The sequence below is a fragment of the Mesorhizobium sp. M0018 genome, assembly GCF_040323955.1.
Classification (GTDB): Bacteria; Pseudomonadota; Alphaproteobacteria; order Rhizobiales; family Rhizobiaceae; genus Mesorhizobium.
The window spans coordinates 36,649-48,737 of record NZ_JAMYVL010000010.1; the positions used below are offsets into that span (position 1 = coordinate 36,649).

Below are 12,089 nucleotides of genomic sequence, written 5' to 3' on the forward strand. Positions count from 1 at the left end.
AACCGTTTCACGCTTTTCCTGGAATTGCCCTATGGCCTGAGATAGGCGTAGCCCTGGCGTTGCAATTCGGCGAGCTTGACGACGCCGCCCCTGTCGGCTGCATGGAAGCCGTCGAGCAGGTCGGCCAGGCCGATATCCATGCCGTGCATGGTGTTGGCGCAGGCGTGCGGGCTGAGCCCATCCTGGACAAGGCCGGCGAACCGCCCGGAAATGGCGGCCGATATGCCCTTCGACTTGAAGGCGGCAAGTGCTGGGCCGTGCACGACAAGCGCGATGTCGACCTTGCCGTCGGTGCCTTCGAAGTGGTTCTTGATGTTGCCGAGCACGAAATTGACCTTGTCGAGATCGCTGAGGTGATAGGCGACCTTTTGCCTTTCCTCTTCGACGGCCTTGACTTTAATGGCTGCCGCCTTGGTGGGGCGCAGCCCGAAAAGCCCGGCGGCCCCGGCAAGACCGACGCGGAAAATATCGCGGCGTCGCATGGCTTTATCTCCATTTATCCGGCCGGCGCAAATTGCATGGCCTCGGCCTCGATCCTAACATAAATTGAAGCCACGTCTTGTCGGGGCAGGGGGCGCCAGCATGATATCAAGGACCGTGATGGGCGCCGGAGTTGGGGTTGCCTTGCTCGCCGCCGTCGCCGGCTCTGCTTTCGCCGACGACACGCTCAAACTCACCGAGCTCAGCCCCGACGGCAAGGACGCCTGCTTCGGCCGCGTCTATGACGCCGCGCATCTCAAGTCGCATCCGCAGCAGAAGGTGACGCGCATCTTCTTCTATTACGGCCGCGATCCGGTCAGCCGGCCAAACGAGGAGCCAAGCGCCGGCATCGATTCCTCCTACAATGGCTTCATGGCGACGACGGTGCGCGGCGCCGAGGCGCCTGAATGGCTTGGCGGCTGGTGCAGTCATGAGTCGGAGGACGGCAAGACCGGCCCGATCCGCTGCGGTATGGACTGCGACCGCACCATGGCTTCGCTGAAGGTCGACGACAAAGGCCGGCTGATCGTCTCGGACGTGCAGCCCGACCTCTATCTCGACGCCGGATCGGAAGACGAGCTCGGCAAGGCGGAGTACGAAAGGCAGGCGCTGGGCAAGGACGACAACGGCTTCAGGCTCGATCCGATGCCGGCCGCCACCTGCAAGGCGGAGTTCGCGCGCATCGACCCGATCGATCCGGCACTTGGCCCGCCATTGCGCGAGCGGCTGAAGCCGGACCAGGCCTTCTGCTACGGACGCGACTACGACGCCGAGCATCTCGGCTCGCATCCCGACCAGCTGACCCAGTCGATCAGGGTGTTCCGCGGAGCGGTCGAGCTGGCGTCTTTCGCCAAGGAGGGCGATCCGGCCAATTGGCCAAGCGGCGCCGATATCGCCGTTTCGGTTACCACGCGGCAGAAATCGGCCAAGGTCACGCAGGTCTATAATTGTCAGGGCGAGGGCGACCAGTGGCGCTGTGCGGCGAGCGCGAAGACGGGTGCTGCGTCCTGTGACATCGCGCAAAGGGAGGTCTTCCTTCGCCGCGGCGCCAACGGCACGATGATGCTGGCCAACCCGAACAGCGGCCTGCCGATCATCGATCTGTGCTCGAAAGCGGCGGAAGGTGACACCAGCTCCGACGACAAGGTCTACCGGCTGGAGCCGATGCCGCAGGCTGCCTGCGGGCTGTAGCAGTTCAGAGACGCGATGCCGGCGGGACAGAGGGGGTGCTGTCCCGCCGACCTCAAGGTTTTGGATGGCGGCGTCCCGCTATCGCCTCACGCGAAAGGCACGGCTGTCGTGCCTTTGGGCAGTTTCGCTTCATCGTCGGGTTCGACATGGATGATGACCCGCACGGAAGGGATTTCGGCCTGCAGCGCGTCCTCGATGCGGTCGCAGATGACGTGGCTGGCGCCGACCGACATGTCGGCGTCGACGACCAGGTGGAACTCTATGAAGGTGGCGCGGCCGGCGATGCGCGTCTTCAGGTCGTGGACCTCGAGCGCGCCCTTGCAATTGGCCGAGATGATGTCGCGTATGCGGATATGTTCCTGGGTGTCGACGGCGCGGTCCATCAGCCCGTTCATCGACGAGCCGATGACGTGCCAGCCCTGCCACAGGATGTTCAGCGCCACGATCACCGCAAGAGCCGGATCGAGAACCTGCCAGCCGGTCAGTACGGCGCCGACCAGGCCGATGAACACACCGAGCGAGGTCGCCACATCGGTCATGATGTGCCTGCCGTCGGCAACGAGAGCCGGCGATTTTTCGCTTCGGCCGGTGCGGATCAGCGTCAAGGCCCAGACGGCGTTGATGACCGTTGCGACGCCATTGACGGCAAGGCCGGTCCATGGCTTTTCCAGCAGGGCGGGATGCTGCCAGGACCACCAGACCTCGTTGAGGATCAGCAAGGCGGCAAGCACGATCAGCACGCCTTCGAGGACGGCTGAGAAATACTCGGCCTTGTGGTGGCCGAACGGATGGTCCTGGTCGGCTGGCTTGTAGCTGACCTGGATCGCCCAATAGGCGGCGGCAGAGGCAATGACGTTGACGATCGATTCCAGCGCGTCCGAATAAAGCGCGACCGAACCGGTGACGTACCAGGCCACCAGCTTCAGGCCGAGCACGACGCAGGCGACGACGATCGACCAGAAGGCGAGGCTGGCGACCTTCTGCCTGGCGGCGGCTTTGATTTCTGCCGCGGTCACTGGGGAAAAGATCCCAACACTGAGCCCTCGAATTAAGCGGCCTTTTCCTTGGCCTTGCGCGGCAGGTGCGCGACGATGTTCTCGATGATGCGCATGCCGGCATTGTGGCCGAGCGTCATGATCGACTCCGGGTGGAACTGCACTGCGGCGATCGGCTCCTTGCGGTGCTCGAAGGCCATGATGATGCCGTCCTCGGTCTCGGCGGTGACGACAAAACCATCGGGCAGCCGCACCGGATCTGCAAAGATCGAATGATAGCGGCCGACCGTCACCTCCTTGGGCAGGCCGGAGAAGATGATGCCCGGCTTCGACACGCGGATGCGCGACGGCTTGCCATGCATCGGGATGTGCAGTTGGCGCAGCTCGCCGCCATAGGCCTCGGCCAGCGCCTGCAGCCCGAGGCAGACGCCGAAGATCGGCAGGTCGCGCGCACGGGCCCGCTTGATGGTGGCGGCGCAGTCGAAGTCCTTCGGCGTGCCGGGGCCGGGCGACAGCACGACCAGGTTTGGCTTCAGCCGGTCGAAGATCTCGTCCGGCACTGGTGTGCGCACCGTCGAGACATTGGCGCCGGTCTGGCGGAAATAGTTGGCGAGCGTATGGACGAAACTGTCCTCGTGGTCGACCAGCAGGATGTTGACGCCGTCGCCGACACGCGCGGTGCTGCGTTCGGTGCTGGCGGCATTGCCTGATTTGGCGTCGCGGATGGCGGAGAGCATGGCGGATGCCTTCAGTTCGGTTTCGGCTTCTTCTTCCTCGGGAATGCTGTCGAAGAGCAGCGTGGCGCCGGCGCGCACCTCGGCGATGCCGTCCTTGATGCGAATGGTGCGAAGCGTCAGGCCGGTGTTCATGTCACCGTTGAAATTGACCATGCCGATCGCCCCGCCATACCAGGCGCGCGGGCTCTTCTCGTTCTGCTCGATGAAGCGCATGGCCCATAATTTCGGCGCGCCGGTGACGGTGACCGCCCAGGCATGCGACAGAAAGGCGTCGAAGGCGTCCATGCCTTCGCGCAGCCGCCCCTCGATGTGGTCGACGGTGTGGATCAGGCGGGAGTACATTTCGATCTGGCGGCGGCCGATGACGCGCACCGAGCCCGGCTCACAGACCCTCGACTTGTCGTTGCGGTCGACGTCCGAGCACATGGTGAGTTCGGATTCGTCCTTCTTCGAATTGAGCAGCTTCAGGATCTGCTCGCTGTCGGAGATGGCGTCGTCGCCGCGCTTGATGGTACCGGAGATCGGGCAGGTCTCGACGCGGCGGCCGTTGACGCGCACGAACATTTCCGGCGAGGCGCCGATCAGATATTCGCCCTCGCCGAGATTGATGAAGAAGGAATAGGGCGAAGGGTTGATGCTCTTCAGCTTGCGGGAAATCTCGGAGGGCTGGGTTTCGCAGCGTTCGTAGAACATCTGCCCCGGCACCACTTCGAACAGGTCGCCGCGCTCGAAGCTCTTCATCGCCTTGCGCACCAGCTTGGCATATTCGCCGGGCTCGTGGTCGCCGCGCGGCGGGATGCGGTCGGCGGTCCTGAACGGCTCGACGATTTCGTCGCGCGGCAGGCCTTCGGTCGAGAAGCCATCGCCGGAATAGTCGTAGCGGTCGGTCCAGGCCTTGGTCGAATAGTGGTCGACGACGAGGATCTCGTCGGGCAGGAACAGCACGAGATCGCGCTGGCTTGGCTTGCGCTCGAGCTTGTAGTCGACCGGATCGAACTGGAAGGCGAGGTCATAGCCGAAGGCGCCATAGAGGCCGAGATTGGCGTCTTCCTCGGTCTTGAACAAAGCCGTGATGGCGCGCAGCACGGTGAAGACGGAGGGTACGCGGCTGCGTTCCTCCTCGGTGAAGACACGGCCGGGCTTGGCGACCTCGAGGCGGATGAGTTTCTGCGTTGTCTCCGCGATCGTTACGTCGTCAAGACCGGCAAGCGCCTTGCCGATCACCGGCAAAAGCACCTGGCCACGGCTGTTCAAGGCCTCGATGCGCATGGCGCGGCCGTGTGCCGAGATCACCAGCGGCGGATCGATAATGGCGGTGTCCCAGCGCGTATAGCGGCCGGGATATTCGTAATTCGAGGAAAACACGGCGCCGCGGCGCGAATTCAGGCCATCGACATAGCCGTCGATCGCCCCCTCGTAAGGCCGGTCATGGCGTTGGCGGGTAATCGCCACGCCACCCGCCGTGACGAAGCGCTCGGCGCCATTCTCCAGAATTTTCGTCGTCATTGCCGTCTCCATCAGCGTCTTTGGGGCAACGGACCCGGGAATGGCTTGAAAAAACAAATGGCCGCCCGGACATTCCGCTGCGGCCACCCTCTATTGTCACGCGAACGCGTTCGAACAGGCCGCTGTCAGCGAGCCCACCACCAAATGGTCTTGATCGAGCGCATGTTCATGGCGAAATCCATAGCCGCGAAAAGCGGTATGCGCAACAGGTTTGAAAGTCTGTGGGGTGGCTGCCGCTTTCGCAACCCAGCACATGGCCAAGACCGGCTGTCCTGCCTAGACTCTGCGTTACCCTGGCGCATGTGCCGCCGCGCCAGAGGCTTGCCGAACTCGGCGTCGCCCGCGTGAGCCATGGTCCGGTGCCGTACCGGCAGATGGCCGAATGGCTGGAGGCCAAGGCGCGACAGGCGATTTCGGGGTAGCCTGGCGGGGTGCGTCAGTCCTCCAGCGTTCCCGACCTTGCATCGGCGCTCGTCCCGTCGCCGACCAGCTTCAAGAGGTCTTCGCCGGCGCGAATGATGCGGCGGGAACGCCGCGTCAGGATGAGGCCCGCCTGCGGCGCCAACACTTCCGTGCGGCCGTCGGGCTCGCCGGGCGCGTGGACGATGGTGGCAAGGCGCGCACCCTTGGTGACGCGGTCGCTCGGCTTCACGTGGTAGAGGATCGCGCCCGAACGGGGCGCCGGCATCATCTCGATATTTTCGATCGGCGCGACGAGTCCTCCGAAGCTGCCAGACGCGGGCAGCGCCTGATCCCGGATGACGCCGCGCGCCACCAGCAGCCGGTAGAGCCCTTCGGCGTCGGCGCTGGCGAGGGCGCCGTCGACGTCGAGTATGCCGCGATATTCGACGGTGGTGGCGACGCGCCGATCGAGGCGCGCGACGTCGGCGGGAACGTTCTGATACGGCATGATCGAGGCGCCTTCGAAGGTGCCGTCGGGATCTTCGTGCCACAGCATCACCGCATCGACGCCCATAGCCGCCGCACAATCCGCCATGGCCGGCCACAGGCTGGTGTGGACGTAGAGGTAGGCGAGGCCTTCATCGTCGCAGTGCAGGTCGAGCACGATGTCGTGGCCGATGGAGAGCTGCAGCAGCCGCGTCTTCAGCCGCTGATCGACCGTGCCGTGCGCCGGCAGGAGCGTGAGGTCGGGCGCGGCGAGCCGCGGAAAGCCGCGATTGAAATTGGTGCGCGTCCCCAGATGGAAGCGGCCCTGATGGTCGCCATAGAGATATTGCGCGCGGCCGATCGGATTGGCCCAGGGCACGATGGTCATATTGCCGCTGATGCGGCCTTCGGCTTCCGCCCTGCTGAGCATCGGCATCAGCGCATCGATGGCAACGACGCCCGGCAATTCGCCGGCATGAAGTGCCGCCTGCAGATAGGCGGAAGGCGCCGTCTTGTCCGTTCCGGCGAAGCGGAAGATGGGGAATTCGTAGGAAGCGCCTTCGCTGTCGCCGGCGACGCGTTCGATGGACTTCTGCATGGGATGCCTCCGGAAGAAGAGGCGGAACACATGCCCTTTTGCCGCTGGGCTGTCGATTGGTCCAGTCGCTGCCGCTATGGGCGCAAGATTCTACCCGGCCGTCACACCAGCGGCTTGAGTTCCTGGGCGATGGTCGGCAGAAGCTCCGAGACGTTCGGGTGGATGTGCACGGCGCGCGCCAGCGTGCTGACCGGCGCCTTGGCATACATCAGGTCGAGTACGCAGTGCACCGCCTCGTCGCCGCCCGGGCCGAGCACCGAACAGCCGAGGATCTCCCTGGTGTCGGCATCGACCAGGATCTTCATGAAGCCTTGCGTCTCGCCTTTTTCGACTGCACGGCTGACGCGGGTCATTGGCCGCTGGCCGACCAGGGCGCGGCGGCCGGATTTCCTTACCGCGGCTTCGGTCATGCCGCAGCGGCCGAGTGGTGGGTCGATATAGAGCGCATAGGCCTCGATGCGGTCGCTGACCTTGCGCGGATCGTTGTCGAGCAGGTTGGCGGCGACGATCTCGTAATCGTTGTACGAGGTGTGGGTGAAGGCGCCCTTGCCGTTGCAGTCGCCCATCGCCCAGATGCCGGGCACGCTGGTGCGCAACTGGTCGTCGACGACGATGAAGCCGCGTTTGTCGACCTCGACGCCGGCTTTGTCGAGGCCGAGATCGTCGGTGTTTGGCGTGCGGCCGAGCGCCAGCAGCACATGCGAGCCGACCGCAGCCGCCTTGCCTGGCGAGAAGGTCACGGCGATTTCGTTGCCTCGCCTGGCGAAGCGGATGTCGTCGGCGCCGAGATGGACGGCAATGGCTTCGTTTTCGAGGATCGACAAAATGGCGTCCGAGACATCCTCGTCCTCGCGACCGATCAGACGCGGGCTTTTTTCGATGACCGTGACTTCGGAACCGAAGCGGCGGAACATCTGCGCGAATTCGAGCGAGACATAGCTGCCGCCGACGACGATGAGATGGCGCGGCAGCACGTCGAGATCCATCATCGAGGAATTGGTCAGGTAAGAGATGCCGTCGATGCCGGGCAGGTCGGGCACCGAGGCGCGCCCGCCGGTGTTGAGGAATATCTTTTCGGCGCTCAGCAGATCGTCGCCGACGCGCACCGTGTTGGCGCTTACGAAGCGCGCATGGCCGCGATAGAGCGTGCATTTGTCCATGCCGGCAATCCAGTCTTCGAGATTGCCGCGGGCGTCGTTGGAGACCTTGTCCTTGCGCGCCTTGATCGCCTTGTAGTTTACGCCGACGGGACCGGACAGCGTCACCCCGTAATCCGCGGCCGAGCGGGCGAGATGCGCGGCATAGGCGCTTGCCACCATCGTTTTGGTCGGCGTGCAGCCGGTGTTGACGCAAGTGCCGCCGACCAGCTTTCGCTCGATCAGCGCCACGCTCATGCCGGCCGCATTCAGCCGGCCGGCGAGCGGTGGGCCGGCCTGCCCGGCACCGACGATAATGGCGTCGAATGTCTTTGCCGTCATGCCGCCGCCGCCGCGATCAGAAGCCCGCCGACGATCGCCACCGCGTCCTCGATGAAGGCGGCCGGCGGGTCCTTGCCGAAGGCGGCGGCCAGGCGTTTACGCGCCTCGGCGCCGCCCAGCGTGCCGATCACCGCGCCGATGGCGCCGGCGATCAGGCCGCCGATGGTGGCGCCGCCGGTCGCGCCGATCACCGCGCCGGTGAAAGCGCCCAAGACGATGCGCGTGCCGAATTGCTGCGGCACCTTGCGGCTCGGCGCCGAGGGCAGCTGGTCGGTGACCAGTTCGGCGATGGCCAGGATGGTGAAGATGCCGACGGCGATCCAGTGGCCCATGAAGCTCGCCCAGGTGTCCGCGACCGGCAACCAGCCAAGCCAGGCGCCCCAGGCGACGGCGGCGGGCGCGGTCATGGCGCGAAGCCCGGCAACGATGCCAATCAGGAGTGCAAAAATGTACAGCATGATTGATCCCCTCGATGGCCGGCTTGGGACAGGTCCGAGAGAGCAAGCTACCATAGGTCCGGTATTTGACCAGAGGTGGTGTCGCCGCCGGCGCTTCCGCATTTGCAGCACTTGTGCTTTGGCAAAGATTGAGACTGGAGTTGCGGCCATGGCCGAAAGCGAACGCACGAAAATGGCGGCGGGCGAGTGGTATTGCTGCCTCGATCCGGAACTGGAGGCGTTGCGCATCACGGCGCGAGACGCGGTGTTCGAGCACAACAGCCTGCCGCCCCGGCAGCGTCGCGACATCGGGCCTGGATTGCGGACGCTGCTCGGCGCTGCGGGCGAGGGCGCCCGGATCGAGGCGCAGTTCCACTGCGCCTATGGCTTCAACATCTTTCTCGGCGACCGCGTTTTTCTCAATGCCGGCTGCACCATTCTCGATACGGCGCCAGTGCGCATCGGCAAGGGAACGCTGCTCGGCCCCAATGTGCAGATCTATTGTGCCGAGCACCACAAGGAGGCTGCCGGGCGACGGGCAGGGCTGGAGATCGCCAAGCCGGTCGAGATCGGCGACAATGCCTGGATCGGCGGCAGTGCCGTCATCCTCGGCGGAGTCAGGATCGGCGATGGCGCCGTCGTCGGCGCCGGTGCTGTGGTGACGCGCGACGTCGCGGTGAACACCACGGTGGTCGGCAATCCGGCACGGGTAATCAGCAACAACTGAGCACCGTGCTTCTGTCGCCGGTCACGTCCTCGTTCTGATGGACATGGGGGCGGCTATGTCACTTGGCCGGAGGTGGATGCAACCGTGTGTCGAGCGCAAACGCCTCCTGGGTCTTCATGGCGTATGCCCCTCTGGCGAGGCTCGCGTCGAAGATCAGGTTCCAGCTATGCTGCGATACGGCGCTCGGAATCACCACGAACCGGTGCCGTTGCAGAAGATCGTCGCCAAACGCCTGTTGCCCGGAGCTCGGAATGCCCGGGCGCAACCAGTTGGGGTTGGGCACGGCGGCGGGGTCGACGATATGCACATCCGCGACATCGCTGACGATTGCTGCCGTCATGACATGCGCAATCGTGTCGAGCGCCCTGAAGCCCTTATGGACCGCAACCTCGAGGATCGCAGTCGACGGATCGATCGAGCAGTAGACGGCGCGCACGCCCTTGCTGTTCCAGCGTCCGCCCACCCTGTATGCGCCCTCGCCACTATCCCATGTAGGCGCAAACGCGGCTTGATCGAGGCGCCATCCGATGAGGTCGGAGCCACCAAGCGCCGCCGGCAGCGGCGTCATGCATAAACGCCATATTCAAGCCGTTCCAGATAGTCTTCTACAAGCTCGATCCCCGCCGGCGTCGCCAGAAGGTCGATTGGACGACGCTGGTCGAGCCCAATCGCCGGGCGCTCCAGCCATTGCTCTGCCTCCGCCTGCGAACCGAACACGTCGGTCGCTTTCGACAGGATCTCCGCGAACTTCCAGGTTCGTCCGCTCTGGTCCTGACTGAGAGGCTTGGACGGAGCATCCTTGCGGCGCTGGTAGGTGCGCAGGCTCATGCCGATGGCCTTCTCCAGCGAATCGGTCTTCTGGATGAAGACGAGTTGCCCGATAAGATGGTCCAGCGCTGAAGCCGGCAGGCCGTGCAGAAGCAACTCGTGGGCATCCAAAGCGCTGCTGAGGCGCCTTGCCAGAATGCGGCTGCCGCCTAGCAATTTCGCCACCTTCTGAAGTTCATTGTTTTTTGCTGCTGGCGCAGCCTTTTCCAATGCCATCGCCACGGCGAGCCCTCTTCGCGTCATCTGTCGCTTTAATATATGACAGATGACGCAAAGCCTTTCAAGCACGACAGGATCGAGAGCAGGGCAATCGCTTCGAGAGAAAAGATAGCCTACTCGGGCCAGATGGCAGTCCAACGTCGGCCTGAAGCGATTGCCCTGGAATCGAGCGCGAGCCGAATTTCACCTCGGCATATGCGCCACGCGCTCCTCCTGAGCACTCTTCGAGAATTCGCGCCGGTACTGCGCCGGCGAGGTTCTGAGGCGCGCTGCGAAGTGCTGGCGCAGCGAGGTAGCGCTGCCGAAGCCGGCCTCGAAGGCAACCGTGTCCATCGATTTTTCCGTTGCTTCCAGCAGCCGCTGCGCCAGCTGAACGCGCTGGTCGGTCAGCCAGTCGCCGAAACTGGTGCCGATCGTTTTCTGGAAACGGCGCGTGAACGTCCGGCGGGTGAGGCCAGCGAGACCGGCAACGCTGTCCAGACTGTGCGGATCACCCAGGGTTTTGCGCACCGTTTCGAGAGCCTGGGTAAAGCGGTCCGCATTGCCGGTCCTGGCGATGGGACGTTCGATGAATTGCGCCTGCCCGCCCTGCCTATGCGGAGAAAGCACGATCTGCCGGGCAAGGCGAAGTGCCGCCTCGGCGCCGTAACGAGCCCGTACGACGTGCAGGCAGCAGTCGAGCCCGGCGGCGACGCCGGCGGATGTCACGACATCGCCATTGTCGATGTAGAGCACTTCCGGTTCGACGAGAATGTCGGGATAGAGTTCCTGCAGCTGATCCGCGTAGGCCCAGTGCGTCGCCGCTCGCCGCCCCGAAAGCAGTCCGGTCGCCGCAACAGCGAACGTTCCCAAGCACAGTCCGACGATCAGCGCGCCGCGCTCGTGCGCGCCAAGCAACGCGTCGATCAATGCGGCTGGAGGCGAGCTCCCGAGATCCGTCCAGCTTGGCACGATGACGATGTCGGCGTCATTGAGCGCGGAAAGCCCGTGCGGGACGCTGATGGTCAGCCCGGCATCGGTGCGGATCGGCCCGTCCTCAATCGCGCAGACCCGGAAGTCGAAGCGCGGCAGGCCGAGCTCCGTGCGATCCGCTCCGAACACGAGACACGGCACGGAGAGATGAAACGGGCTGATGCCATCGAAGGCGATGGCGGCAACGGCAGGATCGGTCATGGGAGCTCCAGCAACGGGTGAGACCGATTGTCCCAATTCTTTCGAATAATGTCAATCGGGACACTTTTTGCAATCCGGTGCCGAGCTTATCGTCCACCCATCAATGTCCAACGGGAAAGGAAAACCCCATGTCGCAACCAGCCAAAGGCAAAGCTCCGCGCCGCGCCCTCATCGTCATCGATGTTCAAAACGACTATGATGGCGGCAACCTCGCCATCCAGCATCCGCCCTTCCGCGACAGCGTCGTCAATGTCGCGCGAGCGATGGACGCGGCCACCGAGGCAGGCGTCAAGGTGGTGGTCATCAAACAGTTGGCGCCGGAAACCTCACCGGTCTTCGCCAAGGGCAGCCATGGCGCCGAGTTGCACCCGGAAATCGCCAGGCGAGACCGCGACCACTACATCGAAAAGAACTTGCCCAGCGCCTTCACCGGCACGGACCTCGAGGAGTGGCTACGCGCCAACTCCATCGATACGATCACGGTCATCGGCTACATGACTCACAATTGCGATCTGTCGACGGTCATCCACGCCGTGCATATGGGCTTCGAGGTCGAGTTCCTGTCGGACGCAACGGGGTCGTTGCCGTACGCCAACAGCGCCGGCTACGCCTCGGGGGAGGAAATCCATCGCGTCGTGACGATCGTCCTGCAGTCGCGCTTCGCGGCCGTTCTCAAAACCGCCGAGTGGATCGATTGCCTGAAGACCGGCGTGGTACCCCAGCACGACACACCCTATGCCTCCAACCAGCGCGCGCTAGCGCGAAGCGCGGCGTAGGAGACTGTTGCGAACAGGCAGAAGGACGCCGCAGCGTTGCGGCGCCCTTTGCCGTT

General features: G+C 64.3%; 12 protein-coding genes. 3 read left to right on the plus strand and 9 right to left on the minus strand.

The window, feature by feature from the left end; translation table 11 throughout:
- Window positions 1-29 precede the first annotated feature (29 nt).
- Window positions 30-482 (minus strand): DsrE family protein, encoded by a 453-nt coding sequence (locus tag NKJ81_RS15845; protein WP_352540979.1) that lies wholly within the window; start codon window positions 480-482, stop codon window positions 30-32.
- Window positions 483-582: 100 nt separating this feature from the next.
- On the opposite strand from NKJ81_RS15845, the gene NKJ81_RS15850 reads away from it, so the two are divergent.
- Window positions 583-1,671: a hypothetical protein gene (locus NKJ81_RS15850; protein WP_352540980.1), complete on the plus strand. Its 1,089-nt coding sequence runs from the start codon at window positions 583-585 to the stop codon at window positions 1,669-1,671.
- Between the two features lie 86 nt (window positions 1,672-1,757).
- Here NKJ81_RS15850 and NKJ81_RS15855 read toward each other — a convergent pair whose 3' ends face one another.
- The 5 genes from NKJ81_RS15855 to NKJ81_RS15875 form a co-directional block, all read right to left on the minus strand.
- Entirely contained in the window at window positions 1,758-2,687 is a 930-nt protein-coding gene (locus NKJ81_RS15855; RefSeq protein ID WP_502896420.1) for a cation diffusion facilitator family transporter, read from the minus strand.
- 32 nt (window positions 2,688-2,719) lie between these two features.
- A complete protein-coding gene (locus NKJ81_RS15860) occupies window positions 2,720-4,909 on the minus strand; it encodes an anthranilate synthase (RefSeq protein ID WP_352540981.1) in 2,190 nt (729 codons plus the stop codon).
- Window positions 4,910-5,345: 436 nt separating this feature from the next.
- A complete protein-coding gene (locus NKJ81_RS15865) occupies window positions 5,346-6,395 on the minus strand; it encodes a M14 family metallopeptidase (RefSeq protein ID WP_352540982.1) in 1,050 nt (349 codons plus the stop codon).
- Between the two features lie 101 nt (window positions 6,396-6,496).
- Window positions 6,497-7,873: an FAD-containing oxidoreductase gene (locus NKJ81_RS15870; RefSeq protein ID WP_352540983.1), complete on the minus strand. Its 1,377-nt coding sequence runs from the start codon at window positions 7,871-7,873 to the stop codon at window positions 6,497-6,499.
- A complete protein-coding gene (locus tag NKJ81_RS15875) occupies window positions 7,870-8,331 on the minus strand; it encodes a DUF4126 domain-containing protein (RefSeq protein WP_352450545.1) in 462 nt (153 codons plus the stop codon). Before NKJ81_RS15875 ends, NKJ81_RS15870 begins: the two co-directional genes overlap by 4 nt.
- Before the next feature lie 148 nt (window positions 8,332-8,479).
- Here NKJ81_RS15875 and NKJ81_RS15880 point away from each other — a divergent pair, with 148 nt between their 5' ends.
- Complete coding sequence (locus NKJ81_RS15880; RefSeq protein WP_352540984.1) at window positions 8,480-9,037, plus strand: sugar O-acetyltransferase; 558 nt, start codon at window positions 8,480-8,482, stop codon at window positions 9,035-9,037.
- Window positions 9,038-9,095: 58 nt separating this feature from the next.
- On the opposite strand, the gene NKJ81_RS15885 is transcribed toward NKJ81_RS15880, so the two are convergent.
- The 3 genes from NKJ81_RS15885 to NKJ81_RS15895 form a co-directional block, all read right to left on the minus strand.
- Window positions 9,096-9,605, minus strand: a complete 510-nt coding sequence (locus NKJ81_RS15885; RefSeq protein ID WP_352466798.1) for an RES family NAD+ phosphorylase — start codon at window positions 9,603-9,605, stop codon at window positions 9,096-9,098.
- On the minus strand, window positions 9,602-10,081 hold the full coding sequence (gene parS / locus NKJ81_RS15890) for a type II RES/Xre toxin-antitoxin system antitoxin (protein WP_502904291.1): 480 nt from the start codon (window positions 10,079-10,081) through the stop codon (window positions 9,602-9,604). The genes NKJ81_RS15885 and parS overlap by 4 nt, the downstream gene beginning before the upstream one ends.
- A 186-nt stretch (window positions 10,082-10,267) precedes the next feature.
- Entirely contained in the window at window positions 10,268-11,257 is a 990-nt protein-coding gene (locus NKJ81_RS15895; RefSeq protein WP_352540985.1) for a helix-turn-helix domain-containing protein, read from the minus strand.
- A gap of 128 nt (window positions 11,258-11,385) precedes the next feature.
- On the opposite strand from NKJ81_RS15895, the gene NKJ81_RS15900 reads away from it, so the two are divergent.
- The gene (locus tag NKJ81_RS15900; RefSeq protein ID WP_352540986.1) at window positions 11,386-12,033 is read left to right on the plus strand and encodes a cysteine hydrolase family protein; all 648 of its coding nucleotides are present in this window, start codon (window positions 11,386-11,388) and stop codon (window positions 12,031-12,033) included.
- Window positions 12,034-12,089: the final 56 nt, after the last annotated feature.

Bases quoted from the DNA above. Each gene is read 5' to 3' on its own strand.
- NKJ81_RS15880 (WP_352540984.1), top strand. From the start codon at position 8,480: ATGGCCGAAAGCGAACGCACGAAAATGGCGGCGGGCGAGTGGTATTGC.
- NKJ81_RS15860 (WP_352540981.1), bottom strand. From the start codon at position 4,909: ATGACGACGAAAATTCTGGAGAATGGCGCCGAGCGCTTCGTCACGGCG.
- NKJ81_RS15850 (WP_352540980.1), top strand. From the start codon at position 583: ATGATATCAAGGACCGTGATGGGCGCCGGAGTTGGGGTTGCCTTGCTC.
- NKJ81_RS15875 (WP_352450545.1), bottom strand. From the start codon at position 8,331: ATGCTGTACATTTTTGCACTCCTGATTGGCATCGTTGCCGGGCTTCGC.
- NKJ81_RS15870 (WP_352540983.1), bottom strand. From the start codon at position 7,873: ATGACGGCAAAGACATTCGACGCCATTATCGTCGGTGCCGGGCAGGCC.
- NKJ81_RS15895 (WP_352540985.1), bottom strand. From the start codon at position 11,257: ATGACCGATCCTGCCGTTGCCGCCATCGCCTTCGATGGCATCAGCCCG.
- NKJ81_RS15845 (WP_352540979.1), bottom strand. From the start codon at position 482: ATGCGACGCCGCGATATTTTCCGCGTCGGTCTTGCCGGGGCCGCCGGG.
- NKJ81_RS15885 (WP_352466798.1), bottom strand. From the start codon at position 9,605: ATGACGCCGCTGCCGGCGGCGCTTGGTGGCTCCGACCTCATCGGATGG.
- parS (WP_502904291.1), bottom strand. From the start codon at position 10,081: ATGGCATTGGAAAAGGCTGCGCCAGCAGCAAAAAACAATGAACTTCAG.
- NKJ81_RS15900 (WP_352540986.1), top strand. From the start codon at position 11,386: ATGTCGCAACCAGCCAAAGGCAAAGCTCCGCGCCGCGCCCTCATCGTC.
- NKJ81_RS15865 (WP_352540982.1), bottom strand. From the start codon at position 6,395: ATGCAGAAGTCCATCGAACGCGTCGCCGGCGACAGCGAAGGCGCTTCC.